This is a genomic window from Bacillus canaveralius (genome assembly GCF_002860125.1).
In the GTDB taxonomy this organism is placed as follows: domain Bacteria; phylum Bacillota; class Bacilli; order Bacillales; family Cytobacillaceae; genus Bacillus_BJ; species Bacillus_BJ canaveralius.
In genome coordinates, this window is the sequence record NZ_PGVA01000034.1 from 1 (window position 1) to 19379 (window position 19379).

At 43.5% G+C, this 19379-nt stretch carries 17 protein-coding genes; 16 read left to right on the forward strand and 1 reads right to left on the reverse strand.

Annotation, left to right across the window (positions count from 1 at the left end; translation table 11 throughout):
• The first annotated feature begins 86 nt into the window (after nt 1–86).
• The 7 genes from ystJ to CU635_RS14785 all read left to right on the forward strand — a co-directional run bounded on the left by ystJ (nt 87) and on the right by CU635_RS14785 (nt 7616).
• A complete protein-coding gene (gene ystJ / locus CU635_RS14755; RefSeq protein ID WP_101578148.1) occupies nt 87–1325 on the forward strand; it encodes an NADP-dependent malic enzyme in 1239 nt (412 codons plus the stop codon).
• 68 nt (nt 1326–1393) lie between these two features.
• The gene (locus CU635_RS14760; protein WP_245917488.1) at nt 1394–1957 is read left to right on the forward strand and encodes a FadR/GntR family transcriptional regulator; all 564 of its coding nucleotides are present in this window, start codon (nt 1394–1396) and stop codon (nt 1955–1957) included.
• A gap of 192 nt (nt 1958–2149) precedes the next feature.
• A complete protein-coding gene (accD, locus tag CU635_RS14765) occupies nt 2150–3019 on the forward strand; it encodes an acetyl-CoA carboxylase, carboxyltransferase subunit beta (RefSeq protein ID WP_101578149.1) in 870 nt (289 codons plus the stop codon).
• The gene (accA, locus tag CU635_RS14770) at nt 3013–3990 is read left to right on the forward strand and encodes an acetyl-CoA carboxylase carboxyl transferase subunit alpha (protein ID WP_101578150.1); all 978 of its coding nucleotides are present in this window, start codon (nt 3013–3015) and stop codon (nt 3988–3990) included. The genes accD and accA overlap by 7 nt, the downstream gene beginning before the upstream one ends.
• 366 nt (nt 3991–4356) lie before the next feature.
• The gene (gene pfkA / locus CU635_RS14775; RefSeq protein ID WP_101578194.1) at nt 4357–5316 is read left to right on the forward strand and encodes a 6-phosphofructokinase; all 960 of its coding nucleotides are present in this window, start codon (nt 4357–4359) and stop codon (nt 5314–5316) included.
• A gap of 33 nt (nt 5317–5349) precedes the next feature.
• Complete coding sequence (gene pyk, locus CU635_RS14780; protein WP_101578151.1) at nt 5350–7110, forward strand: pyruvate kinase; 1761 nt, start codon at nt 5350–5352, stop codon at nt 7108–7110.
• Nucleotides 7111–7229: 119 nt separating this feature from the next.
• Complete coding sequence (locus tag CU635_RS14785) at nt 7230–7616, forward strand: FxsA family protein (protein WP_101578152.1); 387 nt, start codon at nt 7230–7232, stop codon at nt 7614–7616.
• A gap of 137 nt (nt 7617–7753) precedes the next feature.
• On the opposite strand, the gene ytvI is transcribed toward CU635_RS14785, so the two are convergent.
• Nucleotides 7754–8881, reverse strand: coding sequence for a sporulation integral membrane protein YtvI (gene ytvI, locus CU635_RS14790; RefSeq protein WP_101578153.1), 1128 nt, complete (start codon nt 8879–8881; stop codon nt 7754–7756).
• 216 nt (nt 8882–9097) lie between these two features.
• Here ytvI and CU635_RS14795 point away from each other — a divergent pair, with 216 nt between their 5' ends.
• The 9 genes from CU635_RS14795 to hflC all read left to right on the forward strand — a co-directional run bounded on the left by CU635_RS14795 (nt 9098) and on the right by hflC (nt 19260).
• A complete protein-coding gene (locus CU635_RS14795) occupies nt 9098–9556 on the forward strand; it encodes a DUF441 domain-containing protein (protein WP_101578195.1) in 459 nt (152 codons plus the stop codon).
• A 434-nt stretch (nt 9557–9990) separates the two neighbouring features.
• Nucleotides 9991–11112: a citrate synthase gene (gene citZ, locus CU635_RS14800; protein WP_101578154.1), complete on the forward strand. Its 1122-nt coding sequence runs from the start codon at nt 9991–9993 to the stop codon at nt 11110–11112.
• 195 nt (nt 11113–11307) lie between these two features.
• On the forward strand, nt 11308–12576 hold the full coding sequence (gene icd / locus CU635_RS14805) for an NADP-dependent isocitrate dehydrogenase (RefSeq protein WP_101578155.1): 1269 nt from the start codon (nt 11308–11310) through the stop codon (nt 12574–12576).
• Between the two features lie 92 nt (nt 12577–12668).
• Nucleotides 12669–13607, forward strand: a complete 939-nt coding sequence (gene mdh, locus CU635_RS14810; protein ID WP_101578156.1) for a malate dehydrogenase — start codon at nt 12669–12671, stop codon at nt 13605–13607.
• A gap of 321 nt (nt 13608–13928) precedes the next feature.
• Complete coding sequence (locus tag CU635_RS14815; RefSeq protein WP_101578157.1) at nt 13929–14405, forward strand: MaoC/PaaZ C-terminal domain-containing protein; 477 nt, start codon at nt 13929–13931, stop codon at nt 14403–14405.
• Nucleotides 14406–14620: 215 nt separating this feature from the next.
• Complete coding sequence (locus CU635_RS14820) at nt 14621–15337, forward strand: response regulator transcription factor (protein ID WP_101578158.1); 717 nt, start codon at nt 14621–14623, stop codon at nt 15335–15337.
• A complete protein-coding gene (gene pnpS, locus CU635_RS14825) occupies nt 15334–17100 on the forward strand; it encodes a two-component system histidine kinase PnpS (protein WP_101578159.1) in 1767 nt (588 codons plus the stop codon). Before CU635_RS14820 ends, pnpS begins: the two co-directional genes overlap by 4 nt.
• A gap of 254 nt (nt 17101–17354) precedes the next feature.
• Nucleotides 17355–18332, forward strand: a complete 978-nt coding sequence (gene hflK, locus CU635_RS14830) for an FtsH protease activity modulator HflK (RefSeq protein ID WP_101578196.1) — start codon at nt 17355–17357, stop codon at nt 18330–18332.
• Entirely contained in the window at nt 18325–19260 is a 936-nt protein-coding gene (gene hflC / locus CU635_RS14835) for a protease modulator HflC (RefSeq protein ID WP_101578160.1), read from the forward strand. Before hflK ends, hflC begins: the two co-directional genes overlap by 8 nt.
• The last annotated feature ends 119 nt before the right edge of the window (nt 19261–19379 follow it).

Consider the following 19379-nt stretch of genomic DNA (forward strand, 5'->3'; position numbering starts at 1 on the left):
TTATAAACCCTCTGATATCAATGTATTTGCTTGATTTATATATTTAATTTTTGACAATACGTTGAAGAATGAAGGGGTGGGGAAATTTGAGTTTACGTGAAGAAGCATTGCACATGCATCGCGTTAATAAAGGTAAACTAGAATCGAAATCCAAAGTTGAAGTTAAGAATGCAAGAGACCTTAGTCTTGCGTATTCACCGGGCGTAGCCGAACCTTGTAAGGAAATCTACGACAAACCGGAAACGGTCTATGACTATACGATGAAAGGCAACATGGTAGCGGTTGTTTCCGATGGGACTGCAGTTTTGGGACTCGGAAATATCGGCCCTGAAGCTGCTTTGCCAGTAATGGAAGGGAAGGCCGTTCTGTTTAAAAGCTTTGCAGGGGTTGATGCTTTTCCGATTTGTCTTGGGACAACAGATGTTGAAAAGATTATTGAAACCGTCAAGCTTCTTGAACCGACCTTTGGCGGGGTGAATCTTGAAGATATAGCCGCGCCAAATTGCTTTGTGATCGAAGAACGCTTGAAAAAAGAAACGAATATTCCCGTCTTTCATGATGATCAGCACGGCACTGCAATCGTTACCGTTGCCGGCCTTGTGAATGCCCTGAAGATTGTCGGCAAAAAAATGAACGAGATCAAAGTGGTCGCAAACGGTGCCGGAGCCGCTGGCATTGCGATTATTAAGCTGTTATACAGCTATGGGGTCAGAGATATTATCATGTGTGATACAAAAGGCGCCATATATGAAGGCCGCCCTCAAGGAATGAACAGCATTAAAGAAGGTGTTGCCAAATATACCAATCGGGCAAAATTAGAAGGAACTCTTGCCGATGTGTTAAGCGGTGCCGATGTGTTCATTGGTGTTTCCGTTGAGGGTGCTTTAACGATCGAAATGATCAAACAGATGAATGCCGATCCAATCATCTTTGCCATGGCCAACCCGAATCCGGAGATTATGCCCGCAGATGCAAAAGAAGCCGGGGCAAGGGTAATCGGAACCGGCCGATCCGATTTTCCTAACCAGGTGAACAATGTCCTTGCCTTTCCGGGTATTTTTAGGGGTGCGCTTGACGTCCGGGCTACACATATCAATGAAAAAATGAAGGTGGCTGCCGTCGAAGCGATTGCCGGCCTGATAACCGGGGATGAGCTTCATGCCGACTATGTAATTCCCGGCCCATTTGACGCAAGGGTAGCACCCGAAGTGGCAGCGGCTGTAGCCAAAGCGGCAATGGAAACGGGTGTTGCGCGAATTAAAGTCGATCCTGAAGAAATAAAAGAGAAGACCCGACACCTTGCCATTATCGGGAAAAGCGAGTGAGGGAAAAAGTGAATCCCTCAGAACGCCATTCAAAGATTTACATTGAAATCGTGAAGCAGCTTAGAAAAATGATTGAAGAAGACGGGCTTAAGCCTGGTGACAAAATTCCTTCTGAACGCGAGCTTTCGGAGCGCCTGAACGTCGGGCGCTCTTCCGTCAGGGAAGCATTGCGGGCAATCGAACTGTTAGGCTTGATCGAAACACGGCGCGGGGAAGGCACATTTTTGCGCGATTTCCGCGGCCATCAGCTTGTCGAATTGCTCAGCACATTTATTCTTCAGGACGATAAAGCTAAGCGGGATATTACTGAAACGAAGCATCTAATCGAAATGGATTGCCTGCGGCTGATCCAGCAAAGAAATCCGCTTGAACAACTTCATGAGCTTGAAGCATGGGTAAAGAGCTCAGATGTTACGGACGACGATTTTTTTTCAAAAGTTGTTAAGCTTTCTGATAATCATTTGTTTTGGCGAATGTGGACAATCTTGAAGGATTATTATAATTCTTTAAATTTATCGCATGATCATCTTAGCAAAAGTGATTATCTTTCATTAGTTAAAGCAATGATGAATAAAGAACAGAACCAATCTGTTGCTGTATACAGGCAGTTAAGAAACTTGTCGAATGACTAATGACAAGTTCCTACACGATTCAAACAGCTATTTATATATATTGTAGACAACCTTGGGGATACTTAAGGCTTTAGTGGTCTGGCCACTTAATCATTTTTTATTGCTCATTTTAAATATTTTTTTATTCATCGTTTATTTTACTCCGCGCTTTGACCGGATTGCTTGAGCGTTACGAACAAGGGAGGTTTCATTTTGCTCAAAGAGATTTTCACAAAATCAAAGAAGAAAAAATATGCGACTATACCATCGGAAACAGCAAAGCAGGATGTTCCGGAAGGAATCATGACGAAATGTCCGAAATGCAAGAAAATCATGTATACGAAAGAGCTTGTGAAAAATTTAAAGGTGTGCACACACTGTGGTCACCACCACCAAATGAATTCTCAGGAACGGATCGAAAGCTTTCTCGATGAAGGAAGCTTTCAGGAATCAAATAAAGACATGGTCTCGAATAATCCGCTTGGCTTTCCCGATTATATAGAAAAACTTGAAAAAGACCGCCAAAAGACGAATATAAATGAGGCTGTCATTACAGGGACCGGTACTGTTAACGGGATTAAGACCGTTGTCGCTGTCATGGATGCGACCTTTCGAATGGGAAGCATGGGTTCGGTCGTCGGGGAAAAGATTACCCGGGCGATTGAGCAAGCAGATGAACTTTCGCTGCCGTTTATTATCTTTACGGCTTCAGGCGGTGCCCGAATGCAAGAAGGGGTGCTCAGTTTAATGCAAATGGCGAAAACGAGTGTCGCTCTAAAAAAATTCAGCGATAACGGCGGTTTAATGATTTCGATCATGACCCATCCAACAACTGGCGGCGTCTCAGCGAGCTTTGCGTCCCTTGGTGACTATAATATTGCTGAGCCTGGTGCACTGATTGGTTTTGCCGGCCGGAGAATTATTGAACAAACGATTCGCGAAGAATTGCCTGAGGACTTTCAAACCGCAGAATTTTTATTGAAGCATGGTCAGCTTGATGCTGTCATCCCAAGGGCAGATTTAAAGGACCAAATCGGGGTAATCCTTGATATCCATACACCTGGAGGTGACCTGAAGTGGTAGGAGAGCTCGAATTCGAGCGGCCGGTTATAGAATTAAGGAAAAAAATAACCGAGCTAAAGGAATTTACGCAAAGCACTGATGTAGATTTGTCTTCGGAAATAGACAAGCTTGAAAAAAGGCTTGAAAAGCTTGAGAAGGATATATACGAAAATATAAAACCTTGGGACAGGGTTCAAATTGCCAGACACCCAAACAGGCCAACAACACTTGACTATATTCAGCTTTTGTTCAGCGATTTCTTTGAAAGCCATGGAGACCGTACCTTTGGTGATGATCAAGCCATCGTTGGCGGGATTGCAAGGTTCCATGGAATGCCGGTCACGGTTATTGGCCACCAGCGCGGAAAAGATACGAAGGAAAATATTCGCCGCAATTTTGGCATGCCCCATCCTGAAGGCTACCGCAAAGCATTAAGGCTAATGAAGCAGGCCGAGAAGTTCAACCGGGCAATTGTATGCTTTATTGATACGAAGGGAGCTTATCCCGGCAAAGCCGCTGAAGAACGGGGTCAGAGCGAGGCAATTGCCCGCAATCTTTTTGAAATGGCAAGTTTGTCAGTGCCGATCGTATGCATTGTCATCGGTGAAGGAGGAAGCGGCGGCGCGCTTGCACTCGGTGTCGGCAACCATATCCACATGCTTGAGAACTCGACCTATTCAGTGATTTCCCCTGAAGGAGCTGCCGCCTTATTATGGAAAGATGCATCCCAGGCAAAACGGGCAGCTGAAAGCATGAAAATAACCGCCCCTGATTTAAAGGAACTTGGGATCATTGATCAGATTATTTCCGAAGTCAGAGGGGGAGCCCATAATGACGTCAAGCAGCAGGCAGCGGAAATCAATTCTATCCTAAAAAAATCATTAAAAGAATTATCCGGACTCAGTGGTGAAAAACTTGTCGCCCATCGTTATGAAAAGTATAAAGCAATTGGTGATTATTCGTTTTTAAATGAAATGGCCGGGGTAAACTAAAAACGTGCTCTTTTATAGCACGTTTTCTTTTTTAGTAAAAATGTATTATTTTCACTAGGAATATGTAGGTAACAGGGACTTTTCAGTGAAATTTTCTCGAGAAAACGCTTCCAGTTAACCGATAATTCCGTCTATATCAGTTATGTTGAGGATTCTGTTGAGATAAGGGAATCTTCATGTTATTTTAGAAATATTCAAGGGTGTTCTGTAGATAATGGAAAAGAGGCTGTGGACCACTAATAATCGGTCAAAGCACCCTGCATATTTGGGACTCGTCAGGCTTGGGATGAAGAGCCTGCAGTTGCCTGGCATCTGATGTGGGTAATTACTTTTACATATTTTTTAATTAATATCGGGGTGATGACAGTGAAGAGAATCGGAGTATTGACAAGCGGCGGTGATTCGCCGGGAATGAATGCAGCTGTTCGCGCGGTTGTCCGGAAAGCTATATACCATAATATTGAAGTTTACGGTGTTTATGGAGGATATGCAGGGCTTATCAGCGGCAATATTAAAAAGCTTGAACTTGGTTCAGTCGGGGACATTATTCACCGCGGCGGTACAGCTCTTTATTCAGCGCGCTGCGAGGAGTTTAAAACGAAGGAAGGCCAGCAAAAAGGAATTGAGCAATTAAAAAAGCTTTCCATTGACGGGCTTGTTGTCATTGGCGGAGACGGTTCGTACAGGGGGGCAAAAGCGTTAACAGAGCAGGGCTTCCCATGCGTCGGTGTTCCCGGCACGATCGATAATGATATTCCGGGAACTGAATACACGATTGGCTTTGATACAGCTTTAAATACGATCATTGACGCGATTGATAAAATCCGTGATACTGCTTCCTCCCATGAAAGAACATTTGTCATTGAAGTGATGGGACGAAATGCCGGGGACCTCGCTTTATGGTCAGGCTTGGCGGGCGGTGCGGAAACGATCCTGATTCCTGAGGAAGATTATGATATAAGTGAAATCGCAAGTCGCCTCAAAAAAGGCCAGGAACGTGGCAAAAAGCACAGTATTATCGTGGTCGCCGAAGGCGTGATGAGTGGAGAAGAATTTGGAAGACAAATAAAAGAAGCAATTGACTTTGATACGCGCGTTACCGTGCTTGGACATGTGCAGCGCGGCGGCTCACCGACCGCTTTTGACCGGGTCCTGGCAAGCCGTCTTGGAGCGCGTGCCGTAGAGCTTTTAATAGATGGTAAAGGCGGACGTGCTGTCGGAATAGAAAATAACCGGCTTGTAGATTATGATCTCATTGAGGCATTGGCAAAGGAACATACGCTGGATCTTGACTTATATAAATTATCAAAGGAACTTTCAATATAATAAGTCCCTCATTTTACAGGAGGTTTAATGAAGATGCGAAGAACTAAAATCGTTTGTACGATTGGCCCTGCAAGTGAATCGGTCGAAAAGCTCTCTCAATTAATAGAAGCGGGGATGAATGTAGCCCGGTTGAATTTTTCACACGGCAATTTCGAGGAACATGGCCAGCGGATCAAAAATATTCGTGAAGCAGCAGAACGCAGCGGGAATACCGTGGCGATTTTGCTTGATACAAAAGGTCCTGAAATTCGGACCAATGATATGGAAAATGGTGCAGTTGAATTAACGGCCGGCCAGGAGATCACGGTATCAATGAACGAGGTTCTCGGAACAACACAGAAATTTTCGGTTACATATCAAGGGTTGATTGACGATGTTCATACGGGTTCAAAAATTCTGCTTGATGACGGCCTGATCGCTTTGGATGTTATCAGAATTGATAAAGCAAATAATGAAATCCGGACAAAGGTGTTAAACGGCGGAGTATTGAAAAACAAAAAAGGTGTGAATGTTCCTGGCGTAGCAGTTAAGCTCCCGGGTATTACAGAAAAAGACGCGAACGATATCCTATTTGGCATTGAGCAGGGTGTTGACTTCATTGCGGCTTCTTTTGTGCGCAGGGCGACCGATGTTTTGGAAATTCGCCAGCTTCTTCAGGATAATAATGCTTCGCACATCCATATCATCCCGAAAATTGAGAACCAGGAGGGCGTCGATAATATTCATGAAATCCTCGAGGTTTCTGACGGCCTAATGGTTGCCCGTGGTGATCTTGGAGTGGAAATTCCGGCCGAAGAAGTGCCGCTTGTCCAAAAGCAGTTGATCAAAAAATGTAATGCTCAGGGAAAACCGGTTATTACGGCAACACAAATGCTTGATTCCATGCAGCGCAATCCGCGGCCAACCCGGGCGGAAGCGAGCGACGTGGCGAATGCCATTTTTGACGGAACTGATGCGATTATGCTTTCCGGTGAAACGGCGGCAGGCTCATATCCGGTTGAAGCGGTCCAAACAATGAATAATATTGCCCGCCGTGCGGAAACGGCTTTAAATCATAAAGAGATCCTGTCGAAACGAAGCAAGGATAACGAGCATAATATTACCGATGCAATTGGAGAATCGGTTGCCCATACGGCTCTTAATCTGGATGTGCATGCGATCATTACCCCAACTGAAAGCGGTCATACGGCAAGAATGATTTCCAAGTATCGCCCGAAGGTTCCGATTGTTGCGGTTACCTCGAATGATTTTGTCTGCAGGCGCCTGGCACTTGTTTGGGGTGTGTATCCTCAATTGGGTAAAGAGTCAACAACGACAGATGAAATGCTTGACCGAGCCGTAGCAGAAAGCTTGAACAGCGGAATTGTTAAAGCTGGGGACTTAGTTGTCATTACAGCCGGCGTACCGGTCGGCGAGGCTGGTACTACGAATTTAATGAAAATTCATGTAGTCGGTGATGTTCTCGTAAAAGCGCAGGGTATCGGCCGGAAGTCAGCATTCGGCAAGGTTGTTGTTGCCCACAATGCCCAGGAAGCACTTGCAAAGGTGAAAGACGGTTCAATATTGGTGACAATCGGATCGGATCGGGAAATGGTGCCTGCGATTGAAAAATGCAGTGCGTTAATTACTGAAGAAGGCGGCTTAACAAGCCATGCCGCTGTCGTGGGATTAAGCATTGGCATACCTGTCATTGTCGGTGTCCAGGACGCCACAAAGATATTCACAGACGGCCAGGACATCACCGTTGATTCTGCCAGGGGAGTCATTTATAACGGTCACGCAAGCGTTCTTTAATAAATATGGGAGAGGCGGAGGAAGCCCCGCCTCTCTTTTTGTTTGTTGTTTTTTACAAAGAGATCGTATAATAAATGAAACGGACTTGTGTTTATGCAGATTGCTGGAGGTAAAAAAATATGCGTTTTATTCTCTTATTAGTGATCATTATACCTGCAGCGGAAATCGCTGTTTTAATGCTGTCAGGCCAAATTTTGGGCGTTTGGCCGACGATATTTTTAATCTTGTTTACCGGAGTTCTTGGAGCTTACCTGGCAAAGAAGCAGGGACTGCAAACAATTCGCAGAATCCAGGAGCAGCTTCGCTATGGTCAACTTCCCGGAGATGCCCTTTTGGACGGGGGCTGTGTGTTAATCGGCGGCACCCTGCTGTTGACTCCTGGTTTTATTACAGATGTGGCAGGGTTGCTGTTGCTGGCCCCGCCAACAAGAAAGGTTTTAAAAATCTACTTGTTGAAAGCTTTTAAAAAGTGGATTGACAAAGGGCATGTCACCATTATCAGATAACGATCGCTATTTGCTTGAGCCTTCAACTCGCCAATCGGCGAGTTTCTTATTTTTGAGATTAACAGTGCATCAACTGGTCATAAAGAAAGGGGAGTCTCCTATTAAAGGCTGAGCTCCCCAAAAAGTTTATTTAAAAATTATGCAGGCCGATGCTCGTCATCACCCTTTATAAAAGCCCAGAGGTCGCGAAAAACATTGGCTTTATGCAGAGTAGTTAATATGACAAGGGTTACGGGACCGATGATCAGGCCAAGAAAGCCGATCAGCTTGAAGCCGACGAATAAAGCAACGAGTGTTGCGAGCGGATCTATTCCTATGCTTGATGAGAGAACTTTGGGTTCCATTATCTGTCTTTGAACGATGACGATCAGATAAAGGACGCCAAGGCCTATTGCAAGACTGACATCTCCCGAGATGATCGAGTAGATAATCCATGGAACAAATACAGCTCCTGTACCGAGATATGGGATGATATCAACTAGCCCGGTGACAAGGGCAATGGTGATTGCATAGTCCACACGAAGGATAAGCAGGCCGATTAGAATAATAATGGTTGTAATCGCGATCAAGGTGGCCTGGGCTTTGGCAAAGCCAAATAAAGCCTTTCTCAGGTCTGCAAAAACTGTTTTGCCGCTTGTTTTGGCGCGTGTCGGAATAAGTTTTCCGAACCATGCAGAAAGCCGGTCCCAGTCTTTGCTGATAAAGAAAGTTGCAAGCAAGGAAAAAATTATTACGGTTGCCGCATTGGGAATCCACGAGATAACCGCGGGAATGTTTTCGAAAAAGCTTTTGATAAAAGTTCCTACGGTTGTCCCGATTGTTCTGCCGGCATTCTCGATATTGCTGATGATCGTATCCTGTTGACCTGCCCCCAGGTTGTTGAATAAGCCTGTCAGCTGGTTGTATAAAGGGATGAGTTGAGCAACGAAAAATTCTTCAATGTAATCAATTAGCTTGTCCAGATGTGTCGGTACCATGTTTGCAAGATAATCTGCTCCGGAGACGATTTCGGCAACAAGCAAAGTGATGAGACCGGCAAAAATGGCAATAATTATCGTTAAAGCGAGAATAACAGCAAGTCCTCTCGGGATACGTCCTTTTTTTTCAAAAAATCCAACGAGCGGATTAATGAAGAGCGCAATCAGAATGGCAATCAAAAAAGGATAAGTAACTTTTGATACGTGATAAACAGCAATCACGGATAAAACGATGATTGCGACAACAAAAATAAATCTTAATGATCTTTGTATGTATAACGGATTCAAAAATACCCCCCCTATATGAGCTGATTGTATGTAAACAACAACTGGTGCAATTTTAATATTCGTATTTATCATTTTAACATTTATTCTCAACAACCGCATTTTTTTCCTTCCAATTGTGAAGGCTAAGCGTCGATGGTGTGTGAAATAGTTATGGCAGCGGAAGTTGAAAATCCCTTGTTATGTTGCAATAATATTAACAGCGGAAGGGTGATCCATATGTCAGGGCCTTTAATATTTATGATTATTCTATTGGTCATAGGGTTTATAGCAAAAAACCAATCGTTAATGTTTGCTGTAGCGGTTCTGTTAGCGTTAAAACTGGTTGGTGTTGACTCGAAAATTTTCACTTATATTCAGTCAAAGGGAATCAACTGGGGAGTTACCATCATTACGATTGCCGTTCTGGCCCCGATTGCAGCCGGGGAAATTGGCCTGAAGGATTTAACTGCTGCTTTTAAATCGCCATACGCCTGGATCGCCCTGCTTTCTGGAATGGCCGTTGCTTTGATTGCAAAAGGAGGAATAACCCTGCTGGCGGAAGACCCTCATATTACGACGGCCCTTGTGCTTGGAACGATTTTGGCGGTTTCTCTTTTCAAAGGCATAGCGGTAGGTCCGCTGATTGGAGCAGGTATTGCTTATATAGCAATGAAAATATTTGAGCTATTCAAATGAAAGCAGGGATGCATTCAGTCTTTTCTCATTCGGCAATTTTAGCCTTTATTTTTTTTATAAAATAATAATTTTTTCACATTTTAGATTCTTTTCGTTCACAAAAATCTGATAATTGTTTATAATAGGACTTGTAAGCGCATGCTATCAATTTATTGTTTTGTTTATTTTTTAACTATCTGGAAATGTAAGCATTTTCTTTTTAGCCGTTTTCTGAGCAAGCGCTCGATTTGGCAAATAATAGCGTAATAGATGCAAAATTTGGTCTGTCGATCGGCCCATAAAGCCGGCTTATTGGGCCATATTCCTGGCCTTATATTACAATATCAGAAAAGCTTAATTTCTGATCTGCTGGAAATGGTTGGTTTCCAGCTCTATTATAATGTTTACAGACGAATGGGAATGGGGAATTTTTAATACGTAAAGGAGAGATTCTTATGACAGTAACAAGAGGTCTTGAAGGGGTAGTTGCTACAACTTCCTCAATTAGTTCCATCATCGATGACACTTTAACCTATGTTGGTTATGACATTGATGATCTGGCAGTAAATGCCAGCTTTGAAGAAGTTATTTACCTTTTATGGCATCGCAAGCTGCCAACCAGTGCCGAGCTTAAGGAACTGAAAACACAGCTCGCTGAAAATGCTGCATTGCCAAAGGAAGTACTGGACCATTTCAAAATGTATCCGATCAATAAAGTCCACCCAATGGCTGCGCTTCGCACTGCAGTGTCGTTATTGGGTTTGTATGATGAAGAAGCTGATTCCATGGATGAAGCATCAAACTATACAAAAGCAATCCGTTTACAGGCAAAAATGCCGGCAATTGTTACAGCGTTTGCCCGCGTTCGAAAAGGGCTTGAGCCTATTGCACCAAGAACGGATTTGAGTTTTGCAGCTAACTTCCTGTACATGCTTTCAGGAAACGAACCTGAAGATATTGCGGTCGAGGCGGTTAACAAAGCTTTAGTTCTTCATGCCGACCACGAATTGAATGCATCTACATTCACTGCGCGCGTTTGTGTGGCAACATTGTCTGATGTTTATTCCGGCGTAACCGCGGCCATTGGCGCGTTAAAGGGTCCTTTGCATGGCGGGGCAAATGAAGCGGTGATGAAGATGCTTACTGAAATTGGAACGTTGGATAATGTTGAATCGTACGTCCGGGGTAAGCTTGAAAAGAAAGAGAAAATCATGGGCTTCGGGCATCGAGTCTACCGGCAGGGGGATCCACGTGCGAAACATTTGAGAGAGATGTCGGAAAAACTTACGCATCTTACGGGCGAGCCGCACTGGTACGAAATGTCGACAAAAATTGAAGCGATTGTAACCGGGGAAAAGAATCTGCCGCCTAATGTCGATTTCTATTCTGCATCTGTCTATCACAGCCTTGGTATTGATCATGATCTTTTTACACCGATCTTTGCTGTGAGCCGTGTGTCCGGCTGGCTTGCCCATATTCTGGAGCAATATGAAAACAACCGATTAATCCGCCCTCGCGCTGATTATACAGGACCAGGCATGCAAAATTATGTTCCTATCGAGCAAAGGCAGTCATAAAGAATCTCTTTTTACTTTTTTGTCAAAAAGGGCTGTAGTAGAATAAGAGGGACCAAGGTTAGAAGTTTAAAGCCCTTCTAACCTTCGATTCAGTATAGAAAGGCCCGGCTGACATCTGGTTTAGCTGTCCAACTAAAGGACTGCGCAAACGACACATGGCCCGGGGCTTTTCAACGAACTTGGAGGGAAAAAAGAATGCAGGGTGAAAAGATTACGGTGAAAAACGGGGCATTAAACGTGCCTAATAATCCAATTGTACCTTTTATTGAGGGAGACGGTACAGGACCGGACATTTGGGCCGCATCTTCACGAGTTTTGGATGCAGCAGTAGAAAAAGCTTATAAAGGTGAGCGCAAGCTTGTATGGAAAGAAGTATTGGCCGGCGAAAAGGCCTTCAACCAAACTGGTGAATGGCTGCCAGCAGAAACTTTGGCAGAGATTAATGAATATTTAATCGCGATAAAAGGACCGTTAACAACACCAATCGGTGGCGGCATCCGCTCATTAAACGTGGCACTGCGCCAGGAACTTGATTTATTTGTCTGCCTGCGTCCTGTCCGGTGGTTTGAAGGGGTACCATCACCGGTTAAGCGCCCACAAGATACGGACATGGTTATTTTCCGTGAAAACACGGAAGATATTTATGCCGGCATTGAATATGCAAAAGGCTCGGATGAAGTGAAGAAATTAATTGATTTCCTGCAAACTGAAATGGGCGTAAACAAAATCCGTTTCCCTGAAACTTCGGGAATCGGGATCAAACCTGTTTCAGAGGAAGGTACAAGCCGTTTAGTCCGTGCTGCGATTGACTATGCGATTAAGGAAGGGCGCAAGTCTGTCACACTCGTACATAAAGGGAATATTATGAAATTTACTGAGGGTGCCTTTAAAAATTGGGGCTACGAGCTGGCGGAGAGAGAATACGCGGATAAAGTCTTTACGTGGGCCCAGTATGACCGTATTAAAGACGAGCAAGGTACAGAAGCTGCCAATAAAGCTCAGTCCGAAGCTGATGCAGCCGGCAAAATCATTATCAAGGATGCGATTGCAGATATCTTCCTGCAGCAGATTCTCACTCGTCCGAAAGAATTTGATGTTGTTGCGACGATGAACCTGAATGGCGACTATATTTCTGATGCACTTGCTGCACAGGTTGGCGGAATTGGGATTGCCCCGGGCGCCAACATAAATTATGAAACCGGACATGCCATTTTTGAAGCGACACATGGAACAGCACCAAAGTATGCCGGATTGGACAAGGTGAATCCTTCATCCGTTATTCTTTCCGGAGTATTGCTGCTTGAACATTTAGGGTGGACGGAAGCAGCGAATATGATCGTCAAATCCATGGAAAAATCAATTGCTTCAAAAGTAGTCACTTACGATTTTGCCCGTCTGATGGACGGTGCCACAGAGGTAAAATGTTCTGAATTCGGCGACGAATTAATCAAGAATATGGAGTAACATCAACAAGTTAACCGGGCGGTTGTTCTTAAACGAACGGCCGCTTACATAACGAACAATTGGAATGGGACAAAACAAAGGGGGAAATTGCAATGTCATTGAAACGCAAAAAGATTTCAGTAATTGGTGGGGGATTTACTGGTGCAACAACGGCCTTTTTACTTGCGCAAAAGGAGCTGGGCGATGTTGTGCTCGTTGATATTCCGCAAATGGAAAATCCGACTAAGGGGAAGGCTTTAGACATGCTTGAGGCCAGCCCTGTGCAGGGATTTGATGCAAACATTACCGGCACTTCCAGCTATGAGGACACAAAGGATTCTGATATTGTCGTGATTACTGCAGGGATTGCCCGGAAGCCTGGTATGAGCCGCGATGATTTAGTACAGACAAACCAAAAAATTATGAAAAGCGTTGCCAGCGAGATTGTTAAACATTCACCTGACAGCTTTATAGTTGTCCTGACAAATCCGGTCGATGCGATGACGTACACTGTTTTTACAGAATCCGGTTTCCCTAAAAACAGGGTCATAGGCCAATCGGGCGTTCTTGATTCAGCACGGTTCCGGACATTTGTCGCCCAGGAATTAAATGTTTCCGTTAAAGACATCACTGGTTTCGTCTTGGGCGGACACGGAGATGAGATGGTACCGCTTGTCCGCTATTCCTATGCAGGAGGCATTCCTTTGGAAGCGCTTATTCCGAAAGAGCGCCTTGAAGCAATTGTTGAGCGCACGCGCAAAGGCGGCGGTGAAATTGTCAACCTGCTCGGCAATGGCAGCGCCTACTATGCTCCGGCTGCTTCTCTCGTCGAAATGTGCGAAGCTATTCTTAAAGATCAGCGCCGTGTTCTTCCTTCGATTGCTTATCTTGAAGGAGAATATGGTTATGACGGAATTTATCTTGGAGTACCGACGATTCTGGGCGGTAATGGCATTGAAAAAGTAATCGAACTTGAATTAACCGCAGATGAAAAGGCAGCTCTTGATAAATCAGCTGAAGCGGTTCGCAATGTAATGACTGTTCTTGCTTAAGGGACGCTGTGCCGGTTCTTTCTGAAAAAGGGTTACTAAATTCGGGGGCTTTCCCCGAATTTTTTTTAAGCGAGTAATTTCACAATGTAATAAGCTAAACCGAAAACGAATTAAATTGTCTCAACAAACCAGGATGATTCAATATAATACTAATTTACTTTAAAATAATTGTTCGTTTTTTCAATTAAGAAATGCTTTATGAAATTTATTCAAGCATGTTATAAAATAAGAATAATAGAAATAGACTGAGGTAATATAATAAGAAGACCAGGTCTGCTTTTGTCGTTTCAGTATCATATGTAAAGAGGGGTGCGCAGGCGAATGTTACTCGGAAAAAAGCGAAAGCTCGGCAGGAGAATCGAAGAGATTTCGGTCGGTGAAAAGCTGACATTAACAGAAAAAATTGAGGATAAAGATTTGCTGCTCTTTTTAGGGTTAACGAATGATGCAAATCCACTTTATATCCAACATGATTATGCATCGCAAACGCCTTATAAAAAGCCGATTGTTCCGAGCATTATGCTAACGGGTATTATAACATCAGCTGTGTCGAAATATTTACCCGGTCCCGGCAGCCATATTTTAAAAACTGAGATTGAATTTACAAATCCGGTTTACCATTATGGAACCGTTCAATTTCTGTTTGAAGTGACAAACGTTAACAAAGAAAACAAAACTGTTCAGATCACCATCCATGCCACGGATGAACACGGAGAAACCGTTATTAATGGTTCCGTTTCCGTGTGCCCTCCCTACGAACCGGCAGCGATGGACGGACAGGCACTTGATAATTTTTAATCTTCTCTGGGATATGCAAACGCATATCTCATTTTTTATATCCGGAGAATGGGCTCGATTGCTCGCCCTTGAATCACGATTCCCCGGCGAGTTTATCGTAACTTATTTGAGTTTGATACATCAATTGCTCTTACATGCTGAAAATATATTATAATAAGTTTATGGATCTTGGATTCACGGCTTGATGGGGGAATTTAATTATATCGGAGGCTTTTATGGACAAAAAAGTGCTGGTTGTCGATGATGAACAATCGATTGTAACATTGCTTCAATATAATTTGGAGCAGTCTGGATTCAAGGTTGTTACGGCTATGGATGGTGAGGAAGGGAAAAACCTTGCCCTGCTTGAAGAACCCGACCTGATTATTCTTGATTTAATGCTTCCGAAGCTGGATGGCATTGAAGTTTGCAAACAGCTAAGGCAGCAAAAGGTGCTGACGCCCATTTTAATGCTGACGGCAAAGGATGATGAATTTGATAAAGTCCTCGGCCTCGAATTAGGGGCAGATGATTATATGACTAAGCCTTTCAGCCCGCGCGAAGTGATCGCCAGGGTTAAAGCGATTTTAAGAAGATCGCAGTTCCAATTAGAAGCAAAAGAAACCGAGCATGAAGAATCGGACGCACTTAAAATAGCGGAAATCAAAATATATCCAGAGCATTATGAAGCGTTTTTTGGCGAAGAGCAAATAGAACTGACACCGAAGGAATTTGAACTGCTGTTGTACCTGGCCAGGCATAAGGGAAGAGTGTTAACCCGGGACCAGCTATTAAGCGCAGTCTGGAATTATGATTTTGCCGGCGATACAAGAATTGTCGATGTTCATATTAGCCATCTCCGCGAAAAAATTGAACCAAATACAAAAAAGCCCGTCTATATCAAGACGATACGCGGACTCGGGTATAAACTGGAGGAGCCTAAAGGAGAATGACAAGATTTCGGACGAGGCTCCTTTTTGCGCTTATTACGTTAATTATGGCTGTTTTGCTTGGACTGGGTCTTTTGCTTGGACAATTATTTAAAAACTATTACTTGAACTCATTTAATGAAAGACTCGAAAAAGAAAGCAAGCTTGTCTCAATGTACATTGAGGATATTGGGGGAATTGCCGCAATCAATCAGGAAAGATTCCTGTCAATTGCCGATATGCTTGATGCGCGCGTGACGTTTGCTGATTTACAAGGCGATATTCTTTTTGACAGCGGAGAACTAAATGATGCTAAAGTGATAAGGCATGACGAAATTATTCGCCAAATTGTCGAGGACAGCGCAGATGAAGAAGCAGGCTATGAATTGGGCCGGGAGTATGACGTCCATTATTATTGGAAGCCAATCATGCAAGATGGGGAAAAGATGGGTTATCTGTTTTTAAGCACAAAAATGGGTGAGCTGAAAAACGCATATACGCAAATATGGTGGCTGTTAATCGTCAGTCTTGGGATATCCCTTTTTGTGATTATTTTGCTCGGGACGAGAATTACAACCCGCTACACGAAGCCGGTCGAAGCGGCAACCAATGTTGCGATTGAGCTGGCGAAAGGTAATTATCGAGCCCGCACATATGAAGACCATATTGATGAAACCGGCATGCTCAGTGCTTCCATTAATGTGCTGGCCCGAAATCTTCAGGATATGATGAAAGCGCAGGAGATGCAGCAGGACAGGCTGACAACATTAATTGAAAATATGGGCAGCGGCATGGTTCTGATTGACAGCCGCGGCTATGTCAACATGATTAACCGTACGTACAAAGAGATATTTAATGTGGATCCTTCCAAATATCTATACCAGCTCTATTACGAAGTGATTGAACATAAAGAAATTTCAAAGCTGGTTGAAGAGATTTTTATGACAGAGCAAAGAGTGAAAAAGCAAATGCTCATTCCCCTGTCAATTGAAAGGCGCCACTTTGAGGTGTATGGAGCGCCGATCATCGGAACGAATGACGTTTGGAAGGGGATTTTGCTTGTTTTTCATGATATTACTGAATTGAAAAAGCTCGAGCAAATGAGAAAGGATTTCGTCGCCAACGTTTCGCATGAACTAAAAACACCGATTACTTCGATCAAGGGTTTTTCAGAAACGCTATTGGACGGAGCCATGAACGAAAGAGATACGCTTGAAGCGTTTTTGAATATTATTTTAAAAGAAAGTGACAGACTCCAGTCGCTGATTCAGGATCTACTCGACTTATCGAAAACGGAGAAAGAGGGATTTGTTTTAAATGTTCAGCCGCTCGATCTTATCTCAACTTTACATGAAGTCTTTGCGATTTTAGAGGGGGAAGCGAAGGAAAAGAATATTGACTTGCACCTCGAAGCTGATCAAGGTGAGCTCGAGATTGAAGGGGATCAATACCGATTGAAACAAGTGTTTATCAATGTTATCAATAACTCGATCACGTACACTCCTGAGGGTGGTACGGTGACCGTTTCTGTCAAGGAGGCAGAGGAAACGGTCACGGTGCAGATAAAGGATACTGGAATTGGAATCAAGAAAGAAGAAATTCCGCGCATCTTTGAACGCTTTTATCGGGTTGACAAAGCAAGAAGCCGAAATTCAGGGGGAACTGGCCTCGGTCTTGCGATTGTTAAGCACCTTATCGAAGCGCATAAAGGCAGCATCTTTGTCAGGAGCAATGTCGGAAAAGGGACAGAATTCACTATCGAACTTTTAAAAAGCCTAAATAAATAATTGCCAATTGGATGAAGTTTACAGTACTTTAACATAGTGTTTAATTTTTCTTAACATTGGGTTGTTACAATCATATTTGAAAAACCCCTTCATCCAAGGAGCCAAGTGAGAGAGACGAAAGCAGACCCCGCTTTCGTCTTTTTCTATTTATGGATACTTTACAAATCCGCAGCTCCCAATTATTTTTGAAACCTTTCGTCTTTTTCCGCGTAATACAAAGAAAAGAGAAAAGATTTGGAAGGGAGCAGGGGAAAATGATGAGCCTGAAGAGAATTTACACGATTTCCGGCATTGTTCTGCTTGTCATTGTGTTAAGTATTGTTGCATTTACTACCTGGTATACAGTTGATGAGTCTGACCAGGCGGTTATTCTTACATTTGGCAAAGTTGAGGAAGGAATTGACGAACCAGGCCTGCATTTTAAGATGCCATGGCCGATTCAAAGCGTCGAAAAACTATCGAAAGAAACATTCAGCCTTCAATTTGGCTATGAAGAAAAAGACGGAGAGATAAAAGAATTTCCGGATGAAACAAAGATGATTACAGGGGATGAAAATATCGTATTGGCAGACATGGTTGTCAATTGGAAAATTACGGACCCTTCCAAGTATCTATATAATGCCGAAGATCCGCAAGAAATCCTCTATGATGCTACGTCTGCATCGTTAAGAAGCATTATTGGAAGCTCGAAAATTGATGATGCCTTAACATCGGGAAAAGCTGAAATTGAGGGGCAAGTCAGGGAACTGCTGGCGACATTAATCGAAAAATATGATATTGGCATATCTGTTTTAGGTGTGAAGCTGCAGGATGTGGAACTGCCAAACAAAGAGGTCCGCACTGCGTTTACGGATGTGACAAGTGCCCGTGAAACAATGAATACAAAAATCAATGAAGCTAAAAAGTATGAGAATCAGCGCACGAACGAAGCCGAAGGTGAGAAAGATGCCTTGCTTTCAAGAGCTGCAGGCGATAAAACTGAACGGATTGAACGGGCCCGCGGCGAAATAGCCGTATTTGATAAGCTATACGATCAATATCAAAATAACCAGGATATCACGAGACAACGCCTCGTTCTCGAAACGCTTGAGCAAGTCTTGCCTGGAGCGGAGATCTATATTATGAATGATGATGGCAACACGATGAAGTATTTCCCAATCCGACCGCTTGAAACAGAGCAGCCAAAGGTTCAAGCCGAGAAGAAACAGGAAGGGGGCGGGAATAATGACTGATCAAAAAGTGATTAGCATGAAGGAAAGGATTGCGAACGGGTTTCAATTGCGAAATTATATTAAAGCCGGTATATTCTTGATCATTGTTATCTTTGTTTTAGTCTTTATTTTTACAAACCTGTTTATCGTGAAGGAAGGCGAATTTAAGGTTGTCCGCCAGTTTGGTGAGGTTGTCAGGATTGAAAGCGAGCCGGGCTTAAACTATAAAATCCCGTTTGTCCAAAGTGTTACAACCCTGCCAAAACACCAAATGACATACGATGTCTCTGAGGCTGAAATCAATACGAAAGACAAAAAGAGAATGCTCATCGATAATTATGCGGTCTGGAGAATTAGCGATCCGAAAAAAATGATTGCCAATGCCAGGTCGGTTATCAATGCGGAATCAAGGATGGAAGAGTTCATCTACTCAGTTGTTCGCACAGAGCTTGGCCAGCTCAATTATGATGAGATCATTAACGATGAAAAATCGTCACGCGGTTCATTAAATGACCGGGTCACCGACAAAGTCAATGAGCTGCTTGCCAATGTGAATTATGGAATTACCGTTACAGACGTAAGAATAAAGAGAACGGATTTACCGGGCGAGAATGAACAATCAGTTTACACCCGGATGATTTCCGAACGCCAGTCAACTGCCCAGGAATATCTCTCAATGGGGGACGCCGAAAAAAATCGGATTGAGGCAGAAACAGACAGGAAAGTGAAAGAAATGCTTGCCAAAGCCCAGGCCGATGCAGAAACGATTCGTGCAGAAGGAGAGTCGGAAGCGGCAAGGGTGTATAATCAATCCTTCTCAAAAGATCCGGAATTTTATTCATTGTTTAGAACACTTGAATCGTACAAGAAAACGATTAACGGCGAAACCGTGGTTGTGCTCCCGTCTGATTCTCCATATACCAGCTTGTTAACTGGCAATACACAATAAACAATGTAATTGTCTGTTTTAGGATCATGCACACATGACCGTTATTTCCCTTTCTGATTCTACTCATGATAGAATAAAGAAGGGAAATAGCGGTTTTTCATATAGAAATGAAGCTCGCC